The 19,830-nt window shown below is 47.1% G+C and carries 21 protein-coding genes; 13 read left to right on the forward strand and 8 right to left on the reverse strand.

The features are described 5' to 3' along the window. The first annotated feature begins 11 nt into the window (after positions 1–11). Together ACLVWR_RS04785 and ACLVWR_RS04790 are read left to right on the forward strand one after the other, a co-directional pair. Complete coding sequence (locus ACLVWR_RS04785; RefSeq protein ID WP_413582750.1) at positions 12–1,754, forward strand: aromatic amino acid hydroxylase; 1,743 nt, start codon at positions 12–14, stop codon at positions 1,752–1,754. Further along, positions 1,755–2,540: an RNA methyltransferase gene (locus ACLVWR_RS04790; RefSeq protein WP_413582751.1), complete on the forward strand. Its 786-nt coding sequence runs from the start codon at positions 1,755–1,757 to the stop codon at positions 2,538–2,540. A 92-nt stretch (positions 2,541–2,632) separates the two neighbouring features. Here ACLVWR_RS04790 and ACLVWR_RS04795 read toward each other — a convergent pair whose 3' ends face one another. The 4 genes from ACLVWR_RS04795 to ACLVWR_RS04810 form a co-directional block, all read right to left on the reverse strand. Continuing rightward, a complete protein-coding gene (locus ACLVWR_RS04795) occupies positions 2,633–3,013 on the reverse strand; it encodes a hypothetical protein (RefSeq protein WP_413582752.1) in 381 nt (126 codons plus the stop codon). Between the two features lie 60 nt (positions 3,014–3,073). Beyond that, on the reverse strand, positions 3,074–3,478 hold the full coding sequence (locus ACLVWR_RS04800; RefSeq protein ID WP_413582753.1) for a PspC domain-containing protein: 405 nt from the start codon (positions 3,476–3,478) through the stop codon (positions 3,074–3,076). Further along, a complete protein-coding gene (gene ribD / locus ACLVWR_RS04805; protein ID WP_413582754.1) occupies positions 3,478–4,665 on the reverse strand; it encodes a bifunctional diaminohydroxyphosphoribosylaminopyrimidine deaminase/5-amino-6-(5-phosphoribosylamino)uracil reductase RibD in 1,188 nt (395 codons plus the stop codon). Before ribD ends, ACLVWR_RS04800 begins: the two co-directional genes overlap by 1 nt. A gap of 262 nt (positions 4,666–4,927) precedes the next feature. Next, a complete protein-coding gene (locus ACLVWR_RS04810) occupies positions 4,928–6,169 on the reverse strand; it encodes a DEAD/DEAH box helicase (RefSeq protein ID WP_413582755.1) in 1,242 nt (413 codons plus the stop codon). A 101-nt stretch (positions 6,170–6,270) separates the two neighbouring features. Between ACLVWR_RS04810 and ACLVWR_RS04815 the strand changes: the two genes are divergently transcribed. From ACLVWR_RS04815 to ACLVWR_RS04830, 4 genes are all read left to right on the forward strand, one after another. After that, positions 6,271–8,259, forward strand: a complete 1,989-nt coding sequence (locus ACLVWR_RS04815; RefSeq protein WP_413582756.1) for a M13 family metallopeptidase — start codon at positions 6,271–6,273, stop codon at positions 8,257–8,259. A 132-nt stretch (positions 8,260–8,391) separates the two neighbouring features. Continuing rightward, the gene (locus ACLVWR_RS04820) at positions 8,392–8,757 is read left to right on the forward strand and encodes a rhodanese-like domain-containing protein (protein ID WP_413582757.1); all 366 of its coding nucleotides are present in this window, start codon (positions 8,392–8,394) and stop codon (positions 8,755–8,757) included. A 3-nt stretch (positions 8,758–8,760) separates the two neighbouring features. After that, positions 8,761–10,134: an HAD-IG family 5'-nucleotidase gene (locus ACLVWR_RS04825; RefSeq protein ID WP_413582758.1), complete on the forward strand. Its 1,374-nt coding sequence runs from the start codon at positions 8,761–8,763 to the stop codon at positions 10,132–10,134. A 1-nt stretch (position 10,135) separates the two neighbouring features. Continuing rightward, entirely contained in the window at positions 10,136–10,336 is a 201-nt protein-coding gene (locus ACLVWR_RS04830; RefSeq protein WP_413582759.1) for a hypothetical protein, read from the forward strand. A gap of 38 nt (positions 10,337–10,374) precedes the next feature. Here the strand turns inward: ACLVWR_RS04830 and ACLVWR_RS04835 are convergent, their stop codons facing one another. The 3 genes from ACLVWR_RS04835 to ACLVWR_RS04845 form a co-directional block, all read right to left on the reverse strand. Next, the gene (locus tag ACLVWR_RS04835) at positions 10,375–11,172 is read right to left on the reverse strand and encodes a hypothetical protein (protein ID WP_413582760.1); all 798 of its coding nucleotides are present in this window, start codon (positions 11,170–11,172) and stop codon (positions 10,375–10,377) included. Between the two features lie 71 nt (positions 11,173–11,243). After that, positions 11,244–11,810, reverse strand: coding sequence for a hypothetical protein (locus tag ACLVWR_RS04840; protein WP_413582761.1), 567 nt, complete (start codon positions 11,808–11,810; stop codon positions 11,244–11,246). Positions 11,811–11,820: 10 nt separating this feature from the next. Continuing rightward, entirely contained in the window at positions 11,821–12,543 is a 723-nt protein-coding gene (locus ACLVWR_RS04845) for a hypothetical protein (RefSeq protein ID WP_413582762.1), read from the reverse strand. 122 nt (positions 12,544–12,665) lie between these two features. Here ACLVWR_RS04845 and ACLVWR_RS04850 point away from each other — a divergent pair, with 122 nt between their 5' ends. From ACLVWR_RS04850 to panD, 6 genes are read left to right on the forward strand one after another with little or no spacing between them, the layout of a single operon-like run. Then, the gene (locus ACLVWR_RS04850) at positions 12,666–13,388 is read left to right on the forward strand and encodes a DUF2520 domain-containing protein (protein ID WP_413582763.1); all 723 of its coding nucleotides are present in this window, start codon (positions 12,666–12,668) and stop codon (positions 13,386–13,388) included. 11 nt (positions 13,389–13,399) lie between these two features. Further along, positions 13,400–14,197 carry a 3-methyl-2-oxobutanoate hydroxymethyltransferase gene (gene panB, locus ACLVWR_RS04855; protein ID WP_413582764.1) on the forward strand — a complete coding sequence of 266 codons (798 nt, stop codon included), beginning with the start codon at positions 13,400–13,402 and terminating at the stop codon, positions 14,195–14,197. Next, positions 14,194–14,949: a pantoate--beta-alanine ligase gene (panC, locus tag ACLVWR_RS04860; protein ID WP_413582765.1), complete on the forward strand. Its 756-nt coding sequence runs from the start codon at positions 14,194–14,196 to the stop codon at positions 14,947–14,949. The genes panB and panC overlap by 4 nt, the downstream gene beginning before the upstream one ends. After that, on the forward strand, positions 14,936–16,213 hold the full coding sequence (gene coaBC, locus ACLVWR_RS04865; protein WP_413582766.1) for a bifunctional phosphopantothenoylcysteine decarboxylase/phosphopantothenate--cysteine ligase CoaBC: 1,278 nt from the start codon (positions 14,936–14,938) through the stop codon (positions 16,211–16,213). Before panC ends, coaBC begins: the two co-directional genes overlap by 14 nt. Next, positions 16,210–16,980: a type III pantothenate kinase gene (locus ACLVWR_RS04870; protein WP_413582767.1), complete on the forward strand. Its 771-nt coding sequence runs from the start codon at positions 16,210–16,212 to the stop codon at positions 16,978–16,980. Before coaBC ends, ACLVWR_RS04870 begins: the two co-directional genes overlap by 4 nt. 9 nt (positions 16,981–16,989) lie before the next feature. Further along, complete coding sequence (gene panD, locus ACLVWR_RS04875; RefSeq protein WP_413582768.1) at positions 16,990–17,376, forward strand: aspartate 1-decarboxylase; 387 nt, start codon at positions 16,990–16,992, stop codon at positions 17,374–17,376. 72 nt (positions 17,377–17,448) lie between these two features. On the opposite strand, the gene ACLVWR_RS04880 is transcribed toward panD, so the two are convergent. Then, positions 17,449–17,886: a DUF523 domain-containing protein gene (locus tag ACLVWR_RS04880; RefSeq protein WP_413582769.1), complete on the reverse strand. Its 438-nt coding sequence runs from the start codon at positions 17,884–17,886 to the stop codon at positions 17,449–17,451. A gap of 109 nt (positions 17,887–17,995) precedes the next feature. Between ACLVWR_RS04880 and ACLVWR_RS04885 the strand changes: the two genes are divergently transcribed. Continuing rightward, a complete protein-coding gene (locus ACLVWR_RS04885) occupies positions 17,996–19,828 on the forward strand; it encodes an ATP-binding cassette domain-containing protein (protein ID WP_413582770.1) in 1,833 nt (610 codons plus the stop codon). Positions 19,829–19,830 lie beyond the last annotated feature (2 nt).

A 19,830-nucleotide genomic window follows, 5' to 3' on the forward strand; every position in this document is an offset into this window, starting at 1 on the left:
AGGCACATGTTATGGAGACGGACTTTTTACCCCCGCACCTTAGAAAATACGTCGTTGAGCAGAACTATGAAAAGTACACTCCGATAGATCAATCCGTCTGGCGCTATGTTTTGCGCCAGCTGCGCTCATTCCTGTCCAAGAACGCCCACGAAAGTTACGTGGAAGGCTTGGGAAAAACCGGAATTTCCGTAGAGCGCATTCCGCGCATCGAAGAGATCAGCAGCAAATTGAAAGAATTTGGCTGGAGAGCCTTGCCCGTGAGCGGATTTATTCCACCGGCGGCATTCATGGAACTTCAATCCCTGGGCGTTTTGCCGATTGCTTCCGACATGCGAAGCATCGATCACCTGCTCTATACTCCTGCTCCTGACATCGTTCATGAAGCTGCAGGGCACGCACCGATTTTGATTCAACCCGAATTTGCCGAGTACCTTCGTCAGTATGCACAGATTGCCAAGAAGGCCATTCTGTCCAAAGAAGACCTGGATATGTACGAAGCGATTCGCGAGCTTTCAGATTTAAAAGAAATGCCAGGCGCATCGGCGACGGACATTAAAGCTGCTGAAGCAAAACTGGATAATGTCAGCAAAAACATCTCTCACGTTTCTGAAGCCGCTGAACTAGGTCGCATGAACTGGTGGACTGCAGAGTACGGCTTGATTGGCACCCTGGATAATCCGAAAATTTTCGGTGCAGGCCTGCTATCGAGTGTTGGTGAATCCAAGTGGTGCTTAAGTCAAAAAGTAAGAAAGCTTCCTTTGACAATTGAGTGTATCAAGCAAAGTTATGACATCACCGAACCTCAACCGCAGTTGTTCGTAACTCCTGATTTTAAAAATTTGGTGAAAGTTCTAAACGACATGGCCGATCAGATGGCCTTCCGTTTGGGTGGGTTGGCTGGATTGAATAAAGCTATTCAGGCGCAATCAGTGAATACCGCTGAACTGTCATCTGGAATTCAGATTTCCGGTCAGATCATCGAGGCGATCACAGACGCCTCCAAGAAAGTGGCTTACCTCCGTCTGCAAGGACCCTCTCAGCTTTCCTTTAATGACAAGCAGATTCAAGGCCACGACAAGTCTTACCACTTGCACGGCTTTGGAACTCCAGTGGGTTACTTGAAAGACTACCCACAAAAGGATCCATCAAGCCTGACTCGCAGTGAATGGGCTGATATCGGCGTGGAACTGGGACGCCAAGCGCGCCTGGAGTTTGCTTCAGGTGTGTTGGTAACTGGAACTGTTAAAAATATGACTGTGCTTGAAGGCAAAACCATCATCCTTTCAATGACCGATGCCAAGGCTGAATACCAAGGCCGCGTACTATTTGACCCGGCCTGGGGTGTTTATGACATGGCTCTGGGTGCGACAGTCACCTCGGTTTTTGGTGGCGCTGCGGACCGCGAAGCCTACGGTGAAACCGAAGACTTCGTCGCAAAACGCGTCCCAGCTCCAAATTACAAGCCCGAGGAACTGAAACTTCACTCTCAATATGGCCGCTTAAGAGATTTGCGTGAAAAGAATATCCAAGGCGCAGACCTGGAAAAATCTTTGTCCGATCTTTTGGCAAACCATGATAAGGAGTTCCCACAGGATTGGTTGTTGCGTCTGGAAGCTTTGGAAATCTCCAAGGCCCGCTTAAGCAACTCCCCTTTGTTAGCCAAACTTGAGAAGGATCTTCAAGCACTGGCCGGCAAAGACGAAACGACTAAAAATCTTATCCAAGACGGAATTGCTTTATCAGGAAATCTGTAAATGAAACGTCCCTTTGAAGTGCGCATTGTACTAGTGCGCACGATCTATGAAAGAAATGTCGGCGCCACTTCACGTGCCATGAGCAATATGGGCGTCGACAAGCTGATCATGATTGATCCCAAGTGCGAGCTGACTTACGAAGCTCAGCAAACCGCAGCCACTGGCCAAAACGGCCTGCAAAACCGCACGACATACAAATCCTGGGATGAGTTCATGGCGAACGAGCCTGAATCCATCAAAATCGCGTTCACAGCCCGCGACGGCAAAGGTCGTCAGGTGCGTGATATCGATGATGTCCTGGCTGATGTTAAAAACAATGCGCCACAATTCCAGCATGAATCCGACGAGGCCTACACGGTCCATTTGATCTTCGGCCCTGAGGACTGGGGCTTGGCTGGTGAGGACCTAGAGTACGCGAATCACTGTGCGTGCCTTCCAACCTTTGGTGAAAACTGGAGTTTGAATCTGGCTCAAGCGACACTGCTTGGGATGTTCTCCCTACGCAAAGCTTGGGGCGGTAACCGCACCAAACTTGATGGCGGCAAAAAGCGCCGTGCTCCTCAAGGAATTCAGGGCATTGATCCTGAACAGACTTTGAAGAACTTCATCGAAGAGATGGGTTTTGATCTGACCAAGCAACGCAAGATCAACGCCTTCACAGTCCTGCGCCGTATGCTTCTGCAAAACACGCCGACCAAAAAAGAGTTGGTGATTTTGGAAACGGTCCTGCAACAAGCCACTCGCAAAATCCGCGAATGGAAAGAATTTAAAAACCGCGGAAGATAAAAAAAGGGCTGACGTTTTGGCGCCAGCCCTTTTATTTTGATTGTCGTTTTTTAAGTTAACTCTCCGCTTCCGCAAGTAGGACCTGGCACCTTTTACAGTTCGGCTTCTTCTTCCTGAATCTCAATTTCTTTGTCGCGAACGGCGCGAAGTTGTTCATCCAGCTTTTGCATTGCGAAGGCCAAGCCTTGTCCCATGTCGTTCAGTTCGTGGATACGATTCATGGTTTCTTGTTCTTCCGCCCCGACCAGGCGAAGGCTGTCCAGCTTCACCGAGTTCAGATCGATTTCTTTATTCAATGTCTCAAGCTTCTGATTGATTCTCTTGCGGTCTTGGATCAAGGCCTTTGTGATTTCACGCACCTGGCTCAAACTCAACACATCCAATTTGCCGCTTTCGAAAGCAGATTTGGTTTCTTCAGTGACTTCTTCGTCACCCTGGAAGGCTTCCCAAAACAAAGCCCACTCATTTTTCAAGGAACTTACTAACGACTTATTCCTGTCATCACCCATATATTAAAAATTACTCCTGCGCCCCTAGGGCGACTTTGCCGATTTGTGGGCTTCCGGGATAAGGAAATAGCAAAGCCCATAAACCAAGATCGCAGCTCCGAAAGTGACGTACATGAAGAGAAGGGCAGTGGTTCTGACCACTCCCACCTCGAGCTCGTATCTCTTGGCTATTCTAGCACACACCCCTAGAACCTTACTATCCAGAGCTTGGTCCAGTCTGTCGACGCGCGGCAGCGCATACCACAGGGTGAAATATAGAAGGACCCCGCACCCAAACCAAAGTACCGCGATCAGCCATATGACACGCAGCATCCACGTTTCAATCTCAAAAGCCTCTGCGAGTCCTTTGCAAACCCCGCCCAAGGCCCCGTCTGAAGCTCGGGTCCAACGATATTTTTTATTCGGAACTTCGGCCGTCATCGTGTCCATTATTGAATTCTCCCCGTGATCATAAAGTCATTTCCAAAGGTTTTATAAGTCGGATGCTGAATGAAAATCTTGTTCTTCATCTCATCAATGCGAATTGTTTCCGTCCATGATTTCGAACCACCGGATCCCATGATGATCGGTGCTTGAAACATATAAATCCGATTAACCAAGCTGCTCTCAACAAAACTGCTCGCAGTCAAAGCTCCGCCCTCTACCAATATGGATCTGAAACCCGTTTTGTAAAGTTGCGCCAACAAGTCTTCCAGATCCAGATTCCCGCCCACTTTGGTTTTTACAAAAACCAACTGAGGTGCTTTTGAAAGTTTGGATACTTTCTTCTGCACTTCTTCTTTCAGGTCTACAGCAACACACCAGAAAACGTTCTGAGTGTCGTGCACTTCGGAAAGCTTCAGCTCCGTGTACTTGCCGATCAATTCGCCTTCGCCGTCGATGACCACCACTTTGTTTTTCTTTTCAATTTGGGGATGGCGAATGTTGAGTGAAGGATTGTCGAACTCGATCGTGCCCTTGCCGACAAGTAAACCGTCATAACAAGCTCGTAAATAGTGAACGTACTCGCGAGATTCAGAGCCGGTGATCCACTGACTCTCCCCTGATTTCAAAGCAACCTGCCCATCCAGGGAGCTGGCCATTTTCAAAGCGACGAAAACTTTTTTCTGACGGAAATTCCAAAGAAATGCCTCACAAACCTCTTCCAGCTTGATGCGCATTTCCTGATCGTATTTCAAACTTTCTGCTTGATAGAGATCCGCTTCGATTCCCGCCTGGCGCAGAATTTCAGCTCCTTGACCTGCCACCAATGGATTGGGATCGATCAGTCCAAACGTCACGCGCTTGATAGGAAGTTTCGCGAGCATTTTTGCGCAGGAGGGAGTTTTGCCTTCGTGAGCACAAGGCTCCAAGGTCACGATAACGTGGGCGCCCTTCAGATCTTCTGCAGAAAGATTTTTAACAGCATTCACTTCAGCGTGAGGGCCACCGTAAAACTCGTGGTGACCCGCAGAAACAAATCCACCTTTTGCATCCAACACTACACATCCAACTAATGGATTAGGGCTGACGCGAGGTCCACCTTTATAGGCTTCGTTGATGGCCAAAGCCATCGCCGCATCCAATGTCATCGGTGTACCCCTGACGGGGATATTAAGGCTGCTAATCTGTTCCATGGAGCTGTCTCCCTCGTAAATTGCGGCTCTAGCTTATTCTCAAAATGAGACGAATTCAACGGTCTGGTTTTACCAACTTTTAACAAATAAACCCGAAAGAATTTATAAATATTAACCGATTATTACTTAGATTTAGGGGTTGAAACGTTATGTCTGGTAAATCTAGGAAAAAAGATCCCACTTGGTACTATTTCTTAATGGCCTTTAACGCCTTGGCGATCCTTTTTGGCATCGGTCTGCTTCGTGACCTGATGTGGATCTTTTAACCTTCCAATTTCTTATAAAATTCCAGAACCTTCGGATCCACAATAATTGATTTTGGATTCCACCCAATCAAATGCAATCCCTTCGCAGACTTCAATCTTGAAAGCGCCACATAGGCGTGTCCCGGCTCCCACAGACGACTTAAGTTACACCATAAATCATCCAGCGTAGCACCCTGGCTCTTATGAATTGTCGTAGCGTAAGCCAGAGTCAGGGGAAATTGAATCACCTGTGCCATCACATTGCCTTCGGCATCCTGTAAAGCGAACGACACCTTATCGACACTGACCTCGCGGCCACCATCTTTCTTCACGGTGATTTCATCAGCTGCAATATCAGTCACCACACCGCGCGTGCCATTGACCCAGCGCTTTTGCGGATCGTTCTGCAAGAACATCACGCGACAGCCCAGTTTAAGCGTCAGCTTCACCGGTACGGGTGCTGACTTCATCAAAATCTCCACGTGCTTTTCTGAACCAAAGTAAATGGAATCAACAGTGACTTCCTCTTCGCTCAGCTCGTTCAACTTCTTTTGATTGAAATCCTCGGCGTCCGCTTTGCGTGGGAACAATCTTGTGCCTGGATCATCCTCATCATGGTCGCGTAAATGTTCATTTAAGAAATCCCGTACGCGCTCAGTGACCAAGCCATGGCGAACATCACTTAGTACATCCAAAAACAAATTATCTGATACACGCTGATTGTGGGAAAGCATCACAGATTGAAAACCCGTTTGCTGCCACACCGGATTCAAAAAGCACCAGTCGCGCGGACCACTTTGTGTGACTGGTGGAAGCTGAGCAAAATCACCCACGGCGATAATACGCATTCCTCCCCAGGGCAAAGAGGATTCACGCGCCTTTTGCGACAAGGCTTCGGCAATCATCAAGGCTTGACCAGGTATCATGGAGATTTCATCAATGATCACGCCTTCAACTTTGCGAAGACGTGCCATCAGCTTGTTGTCTTTGGAAGCGCGCTGATAAGTTGCATCAGCTCCGCCTTCCATGATTCCCAAACCAAAGAAACTATGAAAAGTACGGCCGCCCAACAATACAGCAGCTGCACCGGTACTGGCCAAAATCGGCATGGCCTTCGGGTCCAGTTCGCGCATGAACTGGCGAATCAGGAAACTTTTTCCACTGCCCGCCCCACCCGTCAAAAAAACATTCTCCCCAGAGCGTAAAAGCTCCAGAGCGTCTGCTTGTTCAGGTGAAAGTTCCACAGTGGTTTTTGTCATAAAGAGGAATCATGCCCCTTGGTAGGGCCAATAGCAAGATTGTGTTGCCTTTCAAAGCAAAGGGTCATGAAATATCTGAGCCTTAATTGGAAAGGACTCTTATGAATCTCTCTGCTATATTCTTGATTGCAGCGAGTCTAACGACTCAGCTTTCATTCGCCGCCAAACCTTCATCAGAAATTCCGGAAAAGCGCGAATTTCCTCTGAATAAATCCGTGAACGCCTGCGAAAATTTCGAAGCTTATGTTTGTGACAATGTAAAAGCTTCGTTCCAATTACGCCCGGATCGCAGCTCTCATACTTTCGCATTCAATGATTCTGCGGAAAGAATTCTGAACATCAAAAAGAAATACATGGCGGAACTTCCGACAGCCAAAAATCTGAACGAGCGCACCGAGCAGCTCCGTGATTTTTACATGTCCTGCATGGATAAAAAAGCGCGCAGTAACTCTGAAAAAAGCATGGCCAAGCGCGAGATCAAAGCGATGCAGGATATCGACTCTGCCGATGCCTTGGTATCATATCTGAATCAGGAACAAACCAAAGGTATGGTGGCAAGTCTGGGCCGTGTATGGGCCAATAACGACCCTGATGATTCCAGCAAATTCAATATCGTGATGTTCGGAAACCTGATGGGTCTTCCTGATCAAAAATATTACGAGCAACCAGAAGTCGTGGCGGATTACCAAAAACTTCTGACAGCGTTCTTTAAAAATATTGATCCGAAAGGCAAGGATGGCAAGGCTGATGCCCGCGCCAAAGCTATCGTAGATCTGGAAAAGGACTACGCAAAAATTTATCCAACACCAGCTGTGCGCCGCCAGCGTTTCAGCGAAAGACATATCAGTACTCAGGACGAAACCATCAAAAAATATCCAAACTTGAAATTGGAAATGCTTTTTAAAAAGGCTCCAAAAACCGCGTTGGTGTTTAATCCGTTCTTTGAAGGTACTGATTTTATGAATGCGGAACTTCCAAAACGTCCATTGTCAGTTTGGAAGGATCTGGCTTTGAAGCAAAACATCTATCCGATCATGGATGATGCTTATCCAAAGTTCTATGAACAGCGTTTTGCCTTTAACAGAAAACACTTCGGTGGACCGGAAAAACGTGCGGACCGCCAGGAACGCTGTACTGAAGAAGTGATGAGCAACTTCGATAAAGAATTGGATGCGGCATTAATCGACCAGGTCTTCCCGAACTTCGATGAATCCAAGGTTCAAGCGCTAGCAGATAAAATTCGTGCAAGCATTCTGGAAGGACTTGAGAATAACAAATGGCTTTCCAGCAGTGCACGCAAAGAGGCCATCAAAAAAATCAAAACCGCCCGCTTACAGCTGGTTAAACCTCACAACGACAAAGAGTGGGACTTCCTACCTGTTCGCAAGTACACAAAAACTGACATGATGGTGAACGAACGCCTGATGGGCGAAGCACAGTATTCAAAAATGCTGCACGAAATGAAAGAACCTGCAAACCGCGACGCCTGGGAAATGGGTCCTTTGACTGTGAACGCTTACTACAGTCCTCCAGATAATAAATTCGTACTACCAATCGGTATCTTGCAGTTCCCATTCTATGACAAGGACGGAACTCAAATTGAAAACCTGGGCGCCGTAGGTGCAGTGATCGGTCACGAACTGGGTCACGGTATTGACGACCAAGGCTCAAAATACGATGACAAAGGTGCTTTGAAACCGTGGATGGGCGAAAAAGATCTGGCCGATTTCACTCAGCGCGGATCCCGTCTGGTAGAACAGTTCAACAAAATCGGACACGACGGAAAGCTGACTCTAGGGGAAAACACGGCAGACCTTGTGGGCCTGACATTTGCCTACAACGCTGCATTCCCGGGTGGCAAAGGCAGCATCGAGGACAAACAGCAGTTCTTCGTCGGATACGGTCGCCTGTGGTGCACAGTGATTCGCCCCGATTACGCTAAACTTCTGTTAAAGACAGATCCGCACTCCTCTGGAATTGCCCGCATTAACGAGCAGGTAAAACAACAGGCGGGCTTTGCAGAAGCCTTCCAATGCAAAGCAGGCGATAAAATGACCCTACCTGAGTCCGAACGAGTTAAAATCTGGTAGCCTCATAAGCCCGAAATGCTACGCCCCTTGTCGAGGAAAATCCCAATTTTCCTCATATGTCAGGGGGCATCACTTGAAGGTCCCTCCTCTGACTGGTACTATAACAGTCTTGGCTCCAGGAGGGCTTTTACCATGACAGTGAAAATATACGATTTCACCTCAAAAACCAGCAACCCCAACTTTGACGATGTTCACGACATTGCTCCCACTGAACTTCATCAAAACATGTCGACAGTAAAAATGATCGACGTTCGTCAACCTGACGAATACACGGGCGAGCTTGGCCACGTTCCGGGTTCAGAGCTATTGGTGCTTGATACTCTACCGGATCATCTGGAAAACCTTCCGAAAGACCAAACTATAGTTTTCATCTGTCGCAGCGGAGCCCGTTCGGCTCGCGCCACTGCTTTTGCAAAGATGAATGGATTCACACACGTTTTTAATATGCTGGGCGGAATGATTCATTGGAATGAATTACAACTGCCTGTTGAAAGATAAGATATGCCAGGAAAAGTATTTGTTAACAGAACTTTGAATCTTAAAAAGATTCGCTACATCGGTGTTGATATGGACCATACGTTGGTTCGCTATAACTCCGAAAACTTCGAAAGACTTTCTCACACCACAATGATCGACAAATTGGTCAAACGTGGCTACCCGGAAACTTTGCGCAAGCTGACGTTTGATTATAACTTCGCGATTCGCGGACTTGTGATCGACCGTAAGATGGGTAATCTTTTGAAACTAAACCGCTACACGGCGATCCGTGCGAGCTACCATGGTTTGAAACCACTTGATTTCAAAGCTCATCAAAAGCTTTATAAATCGACTTACATCGATCTATCCAACACGGACTACTTGGCCGTGGATACTTCATTCTCCATTTCTTTGGCGAACCTGATCGGCCAGATCGTTGAGCTTAAAGACACAGATACTGCGAACAAGTATCCAGAGTACGTTCAGATTGCTGACGACGTTTTGGATGCTTTGGATGAGGCTCACCGTGACGGCTCTTTGAAAGATGAAGTTAAAAAGAATTTGGATCACTACATCATCAAAGATCCAGGATTGGTTGCGGGCCTGGAAAAGTTCCGTCGCCACGGTAAAAAGATCTTCGTTTTGACGAACTCTGATTACCACTACACGAAATTGCTTTTGGACTATGCGGTTCAGCCATTCCTTAAGGAATATAAATCGTGGGCAGATCTTTTTGAGTTCGTGATCACTTTCGCTTCCAAGCCAAAGTACTTTTACGAGAATCAAAAATACCTTCGCGTAAATCCTGCTGACGGCTCCATGACCAATATGGAAGGCAAACTGACTCCGGGCATTTACCAGGGCGGTAATGCCAAGAAGTTCACAGCAGACCTTGATTTGAATGGTGATGATATTCTTTATATCGGTGACCATATCTACGGCGACATCCTTCGTTTAAAGAAGGACTGTAACTGGAGAACCGCAATGGTGATCGAGGAGCTGGACACTGAAGTTGATAACAACAAGAAAGCGGAACCAATCAACACAGAGATCGAAACTCTGATGAAGAAAAAAGAACCGCTGGAAGATGAGCTTACGGAAATCATGACCCGCAAAATTGAAAAAGCGGCAGACTTGAACGAGTCACAAATCGAAACTCTGCAAAAAAGTATTTCAGAGATCGACGCTCAGATCAGCTCCCACATCAAGAAGCAACAGGCGCTTTACAACGCGAACTGGGGTCAATTGATGAGAGCCGGCAACGAGGAAAGCTACTTTGCTTACCAGTTGGATCGCTATGCTTGTGTGTATATGGAAAAATTGGCGGATTTGTTGGACTTGTCACCAAGAACTTACTTCCGTGCTCCACGCAGACCTTTAGCCCATGAGATTTACTAAAATGAATAAGACAAATGCACTTTGGATTTTAGGATTGGTGATCGTAGCCGTTGTGGCTTTTAACTTTGGCAAACGCTCTGTTCATTGCGAGACGAAGTCTCCGATGGACGCTGCTGCTTGTGGCAATCCGGCCCCACCGGCGTTCCCAGGCAACCTGCCACCTCCACCGCCACCATCTGAACCAAACAGTTCACATCAGTAAAAACAAAAAACCGGGTTTTAGGACCCGGTTTTTTTTATTTAATCGATAATCGTCAGTTCTTTAAGTTTGATTTTGATATCTGCCAGTTTGGAGTTTCGGCCTGATTGCATCAGATAGTCCACTGAGGCTTTGATGTTCTTAACGTCGTCCTCAGTCAGCATTTTCTTACGCTTGGTTTCCATCGTATCTGCACCAATTGCCACACACTCCGGAAGATTTGCCATTTCTGGATTTTTGCACAAGTTCTTTGGCAGAGGTTTTCTTTTTGGATTTGTCAGAGCCAAAACTTCCGAGCCCTCCAGACCCTCCACTGCCTCAGTTGCCTCTTCGCTGTCGGATTCAAAACCTTTCAGCAGGCCTTTAGTTTCCAGGCGCAAAGTCGTCATCATCATTGTCAAAATGATCTTGGCGCGATCTTCTGTCAGATAGGATTCGTAAGTGGTCTTATCGATCCACAATTTGGCTGGAGCAATCCATGCGATATCCGTTTTGTCTGAACGCAAAGTGAAGTAAAACTCAGCTGGAACTGGCTTTTTATACAGAGACATGGTCTTCCAGGCACGAGTCTTAATCAGACTGGTCAGACCCAAAGCGTTTTTTTCCTGCTGCGTGATATTGGCAACGATAGGATCCACATAGATGCGATAGGCATCGTCATCACGGAAATCAAATTCTTTCGTTGGAATGGCGGCTTCTTTAAGGGCCTTTTGGCCGTTTTTATGGCTTCTGCCGTCAGCCACCCGAACGGCAGATGACTTTTGATCAGAATCTATACACCCAGCCACAAATTGTAAGCAAAACAGGGCACCAATAACGGGCAGAACCATCTTCTTCATTTTTAAGCTCCCAAGTTTTTATTCCATCCAGGAGCTTACAAACTTTATGCCACCCTAACTATACCCCGGGATTACGGCAATGGAACCGGCTCTGGCTGGTTACCTTCGTTAAATAGAGGATAAAGCAGGTTTACAGTCATATTCTTTTGAGTAACCACGCACTCCTGGGAAATGATTCTGTAGCGCTCGATTGGGAACCGGTAACCACGCTCAACCCAGCCCCAGCCTGTCCAGTCGATATAGCGACGGTAGCCGGTGCCGACTCTTTCGCGGACTTCGCGAGTTTCAAAGTGATAGGTCAACAACGGGAAGCGAATTTTAACCACGCCGTTGGCTTCCATTTTCATTTCTGCTTTTTCGTCAAACACGCAACCATAAAGTCCATCCACGCTGCGCACGCGGCCCTTTACAGTTTCACCGACTTTCACTTCACGGTTTTTTGGCATTTTAAAATCGAAGAACCAGTTCACGGCTGCGCCATTGGCATAGAAGCTTGTCGTGTTCATGGTCACAGAACCATCGAACTCGATCAAATCAGCTTGAGCTGTGCGGCTTTTATTTTCGTAAGTGCCTTCGAAAATATTTGCGCTGGATACCGCGGGCACCAAGGCCATCAGGATTAGAAAAAACTTTTTCACGAAAACTCCCCTAGTTTCGGTTAAATAAAATCAAATAATCTTTAGGACCCGTTTGTTCCAACATCGTGGAGTACTTATTGGGTTCCAATTTTTTACGGTACGTTCTGCGTGCCACATTTCGAATCATGCACCCGAATCCACTGGTGCCCGCAGGATCCACCGCTCCACCGTCCAGACACTTTGGTTCAAAATGTTGTTCCTGTTCACGGGTCACAGGAAACGTGCTGACACTTAAACTGGTCACATCCAATTGGAATTCGTTCTTAAGCTTCCACACGGGATTGGCTTCCAAAAGTTGCGACGCATAGATATTAGGAACAATGACCGCCACACGCAATCCATCGGCACGGGCTTTATTGATCCCCTCCACCAGGCGGGGCATTTCGTCTTTCACCGGGATATAAACGGCGTCACGGAATAATTCGACGTAAGGAAGCATCGGCTCCACGATAATCACATCGTACTTGGAATCCGTCCCTTGAGTTTTTTCGATGAAGCCTTTTAGAAGTTCCATCTCTTCAATTTTATTTGGAGTCACACCCAGAATAAGAACAGGAGCACCTTGGATCTCGGCCTGCAGGTTTGCAAGAACCAGATCACCCATTTCCTCGGGTTGAGAAACATGAGTAAATCCGATCTTAGTCACTGTTTCAGGACCCACATTAAATTTCATGGTGGCGAAGATACCAAGTGCAATAAGGGCGATCGCGCCAATCCAATACAAGTGCTTCATAGGACTATCGGCGTACCACCCCTGACCCATCATGGCAAGGCTCGTTGTATTCTGTTAGAATTGTGCTAAGTTGCGAACATTACAGAGGACCCGATCCTAATAAGACAGGTACCTACAAAACTATGGCGACGTTAAAGAATTCTTCGATCTCTTTCCTTTTAATTGGCTCTGGCCGCGTTGCCCGCCATATTGCTCACTATTTTCATCTGTCAAATATCAGTTTTCAGACTTGGGACCGCTCTCAAGATCCCCATGCATTGCGCGTTAAAATTGCGGCAGCAACTCATGTTTTGCTGGCGATTAGCGACGGCGCATTGCAGGGTTTTTATCGACAGCACCTCTTGGGCCACGACGACAAAACTGTCGTGCATTTTTCAGGGGCCCATACTTTTGACGGCATGATCGCAGCCCATCCTTTGATGACCTTTGGAGAGGAGCTCTACACGTTGGAGTTCTATCGCCAGATTCACTTCACCCTGACTGGAGTATCCAGTCTGGACGAGGCTTTGCCGGGACTCACAAACTCTTACTCTTGGCTGCCCTCGGCACAAAAAGCGCTTTATCATTCTTATTGTGTGATGGGTGGAAATTTTGTGACTTTGTTGATTGCCAAGATGCTTTCTGGTTTTGCGACAATGAAAATCCCCGCAGAAGCGGCTCACCTTTACGTGCAAAAGGTTGTGGAAAATACCTTTGCCAATCCTGACGCCGCATTGACCGGTCCATTGGTTCGCAAAGACGTGGAAACCGTGAAGGCAAATCTTAAAGCTCTTGAAAACGATCCTGCTTTGAAAATTTATGAAGCATTTCTTGAAACCTACTGGCCGGATTACCCGCGAAAGTGAGGGACTAAACCATGAAATCCATCCTCGACTTCCAGGAAAAGAAAAACAATAAGCAAAAGATCTCGATGATCACTTGCTATGACTACACTTTCGCTACCATCGTCGCAGACAGCAACATTGATTGCATTCTGGTAGGTGACTCACTGGCAAACACCATGCACGGCTTTCCCACGACTCTACCAGCGACTGTGAGCATGATGGCTTTGCATACCGCTGCTGTGGTTCGTGGTGCGGGTTCAAAGAAATTCGTGATTGCTGACTTCCCATTCATGGCCAATCGCAAAGGCTTAACTGCAACGATGACTGCCGCTGAAAAAATCATGCGCTCAGGTGCTCATGCCTTAAAACTTGAAGGCGGCGACGAGTTTACTTATAAAATCGTCACTCATCTTGTGAATTCTGGCGTGCCGATCATGGGGCACTTGGGCCTGACTCCGCAGTCAGTAAATCAGCTGGGCGGATTCAAAGTTCAAGGCCGGGATGAAAAAGCCCAGGCCAAAATTAAAGAACAAGCCCTGCGCTTACAGGATGCCGGCGCATTCTGCGTGGTGCTTGAGTGCGTGCCTTCAAAACTTGCTGCCGAAATCACCGCCTCCTTGGATATTCCTACGATTGGTATCGGCGCTGGTCCCGACACTGACGGACAGGTTTTGGTCCTTCAGGACATGTTGGGCATGAACCCGGGCTTTAAACCTAAGTTTGTAAAAACATATTTCAATGGCTTTGAGTCGATCAAAGAAGTCTTTAATACCTATCACTCTGAAGTGGAGGCCATAGACTTCCCAACTGAGAAAGAGAGCTACTCTTGATCCATGTTCTGCGCACTCCAGCTGAATTTAAAGCCTGGAGAAAAAATCAGAAAGGCAGCATTGGCTTCGTGCCGACCATGGGTGCTTTGCATTCAGGCCACGAAGAACTGATGAAAAATGCCCGTCGTGAAAATGACGTGGTGGTGCTTTCTATTTTTGTGAATCCCACGCAGTTCAATGATCCTAAAGATTTTGAAAAGTATCCCCTGACTTGGGATCAGGATTTGAAAATCGCCGAAAACAACAAAGTCGATGCGATTTTTTATCCCCGCTATCCGGATATGTATCCCGATGAGTACCGCTATAAGGTTTCTGAAAATAACTATTCGAAGCTTTTGGATGGGGCTCATCGTCCGGGGCATTTCGATGGCGTTTTGTCTGTTGTAATGAGGCTGTTTAATGTTGTGGATCCCACCAAGGCTTACTTTGGCGAAAAAGATTTCCAGCAGTTGTCCTTAATTAAAGGCATGGTAGAAGCCTTCTTTATGAATGTGGAGATCGTTCCGGTCGCTACAGTTCGAGAGAGTGATGGATTGGCAAAAAGCTCGCGCAATCTTTTACTAACCAAAGAAGAACGCGAAAAAGCTCCGATTATTTATAAAACTATCACCACTGTGAAATCCGCAGAAGAAGCAGCCAAAGCTTTAACTGCCGCCGGATTTGACGTGGACTACGTGACAGATGTTCAAGGACGCCGATTCGTGGCGGCCCGCTTGGGATCTGTGAGGTTGATTGACAATGTCCAAATCTAAAGTGCTTTTTATGATGACGGGATCCATTGCGTGCTACAAGGCATGTCATGTGGTTTCACGTCTGGTGCAAGCAGGTTGTGAAGTTCAGGTGGTGATGACACCTTCAGCATTGAAGTTTGTTGGCAACGCCACCCTTGAAGGCCTGACCGGAAAACCTGTGGTCAGCGATATGTACTCCCAGGGCAATGTGATGGATCACATTCATCTTATGCGCTGGGCGGATTTGATTTTAGTGGCACCGGCGACTGCTAATTTTATTAATAAGGCTGCCCAAGGTATCGGCGACGATCTGGTTTCCACTTTGTTCCTAGCTCATGATTTCAAAAAGCCATTCCTATTGGCGCCGGCGATGAATACTTCCATGTATCTTCATCCCGTGACGCAAAAGTCATTAGCGTCTTTGAAATCCTACGGCGTGGAAATTCTGGATTCGGCCTCTGGAATCCTGGCCTGTGGCGAAGAAGGCTACGGCAAACTTTTGGATCCGGATGAGATTTTAAAAATCACTCTGGCGCATTTACACAAGGTCGTTCCTGCTGCCGACAACGCCGCGCAAGCTGTGGCTCCCCGCTCTTCCGAACTTTCTAAAATCAAAGTATTGATTACAGCGGGTGGCACGCAAGAACCTATCGACACGGTTCGTACGATCACGAATTTGAGTTCCGGTCGTACCGGCATTGCGTTGGCTGAATACATGAGCCAGATGGGTTTCGATGTGACCTTGATTCAGGCCCACGGCACAGCCAAGGCTGAGCACGTGAACCATCGCGATTTCTTTACAAGCTTTGCCTCGCTGGATTCACAGCTTAAAAAGTACTTATCCGAGCAGGAATTCACGCATGTGATTCATGCAGCCGCAGTCAGCGACTATTCGGTGGATTCCATCGAAGTCAATGGTCAGCAATATCGCCCTTTGGAAGTGAAAAAAGTCAGCTCCGATGCAGAAGGCATGAACGTCCATCTGAAACGCAACCACAAAATTGTGGATCGTTTAAAAGAATATTCCAAAAACAAAGATATCCAAGTCGTGGCGTTTAAACTTACCAGCCACGCGACCGAAGAACAAAAAAAGGCAGCTGTCGATAAGCTCTTTAAGGGCTCTCACGCAGATCTGATTGTTCACAATGATTTAACCGATATTGATATTGTTAAACGCACTCACAAGTTCACCCTGTACAACCACCATAGCTTTATCGCTTGTGAAAATCTGGATCAACTGACCAGTGAACTGATTCGCGTAATGTTACCAAAGGAAAACCTATGATCCTATGCCTTGATGTGGGTAATACCCAAATCTTTGCCGGGCTTTTCGATAAGGACAAAATGGTTTTGTCCTTCCGTAAGAACTCTAAAAGTGGAGCTTCTTCGGATGAAACCGGCATTTTCCTGCGCACGGCAATCCGTGAAAACGGTTTTGATCCGTCTCAGGTAAAGCAAATTGCTATCTGCTCGGTGGTGCCTGAAGTGGTGTATTCACTTCGTGGCGCGTGCATGAAGTACTTCAATATCAATCCCTTCATCCTGCAAGCTGGAGTCAAAACCGGCTTACGTGTGAAGTACCGCAATCCTTCTGAAGTGGGTGCGGATCGCATTGCGAACTCCATTGCCGGTACCCATCTGTATCCGAATAAGAATTTGATCATTGTGGATCTTGGCACTGCGACAACTTTCTGTGCCGTTTCCAAGGATAAAGACTATCTGGGTGGTTCTATCGTCGCGGGTCTTCGTTTATGTATGGAAGCATTGGAAAGCAAAACTGCGAAGCTTCCTTCAGTGGAAATCATCTCTATGCACGAAGCCCTGGGCCGCACCACGATTGAAAGTATTCAATCAGGTCTGTACTACGGCCACTTGGGCACGATGAAGGAAATCATTTCCCGCGTGACCCGCGAGTGCTTCCCGGATGAAAAGCCGTTTGTGATCGGTACTGGCGGATTCTCGTCCCTGTTTGAAAAAGAAAAAGTATTTGATGCTATTATCCCTGACTTGGTTTTGAAAGGTATGCTGATCTCGCTTCAGCAAAATGCTTAGAGGTTATTTATGAATATTTCATTGCTTAGAACAAAAATCCACCGCGCAACTGTTACTGAATCTGACTTGAACTACGAAGGCTCGATCAGCATCTGTCCTGATCTGATCAAAGCTTCTGGTCTGGTGATGAACGAACGCGTGGATATCTACAACTGCAACAACGGCGCAAGATTCTCCACCTACGTAATTCTGGGAGACAAAGGCGACATCTGCTTAAACGGAGCCGCTGCCCGCCACGTACAAAAAGGCGATTTGGTAATTATCTGCTCTTACTGTGGCATGACCATGGACGAAGCTAAAAAATTCGAACCAACAGTGGTCTTTGTTGACGAAAAAAACCGCGTAAAAGAAAAACGCGCTGAATCCCACAAAAACAACAAAAAGAAAAAGAAATAGCCCAAAAGGTACGGACACACTTTTGGTAGCAACATTGCATAAAAATCCCGGGCTTCATCCCGGGATTTTTTACTAATCAACAGATTCGACTTCGATACCGGCGGCCAAAAGCATCTCGGCCAGAACACCGTTGCCTTCCTTAATGTTACCACTGTAGGTGCCGTCATAAATACGGCCGCAGCCGCACATTGGTGATTTGGATTTTAACATGGCTTCTTTCACGCCGAACTTCAGAGCGATTTCCAAAGCTTTTTCAGCGCCGCACTTGTACTCGGCCGTCACATCCTTGCCGTTCTTATCGATGACCTTGTCACCGATACGTTCAGCAGGCGTGCGTGGCGTGGAAAGGCCGCCCATTTCTTCAGGGCAAACGGCAATCGTCATCCCTTCCTCGTGGAGGACGGTGACTTCTTCGCGCAGCTGATGTTTTCCATCATAGCGGCACGGTTTTCCGATTAGGCAGGCTGATACCAGGATCTTTCCTTCGCTCATAAGTGGCCAATCTAGCATAAACTCCCCCAGAACTCCTCCCCCATGCAGAAACTGCAGGGTCGTCAAAGGATTGGTCACGCCGCATGACTGCTGGCGCTACAAAAAGGGAACTGTTACCTTCGGGGGCATGGGAATTACGTTATTGCAGTTACAGGATGGGCATAAGGCCTTTGGTGCTAAGGTTCTTTTTGATCAGGCGACTTTCGCGATCAATGAGGGCGAGCATGTGGGGGTTATTGGGCCTAATGGGGCTGGCAAGACGACCTTGTTTAAAATTTTGGTCGACCAAGAGCATTTGGATTCCGGGATTGTGACTAAGTCTCAGCAGTTGAGACTTGGATATTTGGAACAGGAATCTGATTGGAATATTTCTGAGAAGGTTGAAGAGTATCTGGAAAAAAGCTGTATCACTCCTTTGTGGGAGCTGAAGCAATTCGGTCTAAAACTAGGTTTGACCGAGCGTCACTTTCAATCACACTTAAAAGAACTGAGTGGCGGCTTCCGCATGCGTGTGAAGCTTTTGTATCTTATCGGCCAAGAGCCAAACTTACTGCTGCTGGATGAGCCTACTAACTTTTTGGATCTGGAAACTTTGCTGGTGCTGGAAAGCTTCCTGCAAGAGTACAAAGGTGCTTTCCTTTTGATTTCCCATGATCGTGAGTTTTTACGTCGCGTAACCGATCACATTCTGGAAGTTGAAGCCGGCGACATCGTGAAGTTCGCCGGAAACTTGGATGACTACTTTGAACAAAAGGCCATGCTTGCCGAGCTTTTGCAAAAACAAGCTCTGAGTCAGGCAGCCAAGAAAAAATCCATTATGGATTTCGTAACCCGCTTTGGGGCAAAAGCCACCAAAGCCCGTCAGGCACAATCTCGCCTGAAGGCATTGGAAAAAATGGAGACCATTGAACTTAAAGCGGCTCCAACGCATTCGACAATTAATATCCCGTCAGCCAGCCCTACCGGAAAAATGATTCTGGAAATTGATGATGCTGATTGTGGTTACGGCGAAAAAGCGATCTTGAAGAATGTCACAGTTCGTCTGGAGCGCGGCAATCATTTAGGCATCGTGGGTCTAAATGGTGCAGGTAAATCAACTCTGTTAAAATCCCTGGGTGAGCAGATTCCCCTGCTACGTGGTGCAATCAAATGGGGCCATCAGGTCAGCCTGTCTTATTTTGCACAACATACTCCCGAGGCACTGAATCCTGAACATACTGTCTTGGAGGCCTTGGCTTCGCTCGCTCACAAAGACGTGATCCAACAGGATGTCTTAAATATTGCCGGAAGTTTGCTTTTCAGCGGTGATGCCGTTCATAAAAAAGTAAAAGTGCTTTCGGGTGGTGAAAAATCCCGTGTGGCCTTAGGGCAAATCCTTTTGCAGAAATCCCCACTATTGCTTCTGGATGAGCCGACGAATCACTTGGATTTCGACACTGTTGAGGCCTTGACCGGGGCCCTTGAACGCTATGAAGGTACGATCGTCACTGTCAGCCATGACCGTGGTTTCATTGGTCGTGTGGCGAATAAAATTTTGGAAGTGAATCACGGACAGCTGACGCTGTATCCGGGCACTTATGACGAATATGTCTGGAGTTTGCAAAAAGGTTTCCTGTCCGAGCGAGTGATGACTCCTCAGGATGTGAATCGCGTGAATACTGGCGGTGATTCCGCGGAGCCTGCGAAATTCAACTACAAGGAAGAGCGCAAGCGTATTGAAACGCAGATCAAAAAAGCGCAAAAACTGATCGAAGACACTGATAAACGCTTGGCTGTATTGGCAAAAAAGCGTGATGATATGAATGATCAGCTTATTTCAGGAACTGCAGCAAACACTGCAGGCTTGGCCAAGGATCTTCACGAAGTCAGCGGACAGATCGAAGATCTGGAGACTCAAATGCTTCAGGCCATGGAAGACCAACACACTTTTGAACAGGAACTAAAAAACCTGATAGGATAGTT

Source organism: Bdellovibrio sp. HCB288, assembly GCF_047305935.1.
Lineage (GTDB): Bacteria > Bdellovibrionota > Bdellovibrionia > Bdellovibrionales > Bdellovibrionaceae > Bdellovibrio.

Excerpts from the sequence above, each read along its gene's own strand:
- panB (WP_413582764.1), top strand. The coding sequence starts at position 13,400 with ATGAAATCCATCCTCGACTTCCAGGAAAAGAAAAACAATAAGCAAAAG.
- ACLVWR_RS04845 (WP_413582762.1), bottom strand. The coding sequence starts at position 12,543 with ATGAAGCACTTGTATTGGATTGGCGCGATCGCCCTTATTGCACTTGGT.
- ACLVWR_RS04880 (WP_413582769.1), bottom strand. The coding sequence starts at position 17,886 with ATGCTAGATTGGCCACTTATGAGCGAAGGAAAGATCCTGGTATCAGCC.
- ACLVWR_RS04825 (WP_413582758.1), top strand. The coding sequence starts at position 8,761 with ATGCCAGGAAAAGTATTTGTTAACAGAACTTTGAATCTTAAAAAGATT.
- ACLVWR_RS04850 (WP_413582763.1), top strand. The coding sequence starts at position 12,666 with ATGGCGACGTTAAAGAATTCTTCGATCTCTTTCCTTTTAATTGGCTCT.
- ACLVWR_RS04785 (WP_413582750.1), top strand. The coding sequence starts at position 12 with ATGGAGACGGACTTTTTACCCCCGCACCTTAGAAAATACGTCGTTGAG.
- ACLVWR_RS04835 (WP_413582760.1), bottom strand. The coding sequence starts at position 11,172 with ATGAAGAAGATGGTTCTGCCCGTTATTGGTGCCCTGTTTTGCTTACAA.
- ACLVWR_RS04790 (WP_413582751.1), top strand. The coding sequence starts at position 1,755 with ATGAAACGTCCCTTTGAAGTGCGCATTGTACTAGTGCGCACGATCTAT.
- ACLVWR_RS04820 (WP_413582757.1), top strand. The coding sequence starts at position 8,392 with ATGACAGTGAAAATATACGATTTCACCTCAAAAACCAGCAACCCCAAC.
- ribD (WP_413582754.1), bottom strand. The coding sequence starts at position 4,665 with ATGGAACAGATTAGCAGCCTTAATATCCCCGTCAGGGGTACACCGATG.
- ACLVWR_RS04815 (WP_413582756.1), top strand. The coding sequence starts at position 6,271 with ATGAATCTCTCTGCTATATTCTTGATTGCAGCGAGTCTAACGACTCAG.
- coaBC (WP_413582766.1), top strand. The coding sequence starts at position 14,936 with ATGTCCAAATCTAAAGTGCTTTTTATGATGACGGGATCCATTGCGTGC.
- ACLVWR_RS04830 (WP_413582759.1), top strand. The coding sequence starts at position 10,136 with ATGAATAAGACAAATGCACTTTGGATTTTAGGATTGGTGATCGTAGCC.
- ACLVWR_RS04810 (WP_413582755.1), bottom strand. The coding sequence starts at position 6,169 with ATGACAAAAACCACTGTGGAACTTTCACCTGAACAAGCAGACGCTCTG.
- ACLVWR_RS04870 (WP_413582767.1), top strand. The coding sequence starts at position 16,210 with ATGATCCTATGCCTTGATGTGGGTAATACCCAAATCTTTGCCGGGCTT.
- ACLVWR_RS04800 (WP_413582753.1), bottom strand. The coding sequence starts at position 3,478 with ATGGACACGATGACGGCCGAAGTTCCGAATAAAAAATATCGTTGGACC.
- panD (WP_413582768.1), top strand. The coding sequence starts at position 16,990 with ATGAATATTTCATTGCTTAGAACAAAAATCCACCGCGCAACTGTTACT.
- ACLVWR_RS04885 (WP_413582770.1), top strand. The coding sequence starts at position 17,996 with ATGGGAATTACGTTATTGCAGTTACAGGATGGGCATAAGGCCTTTGGT.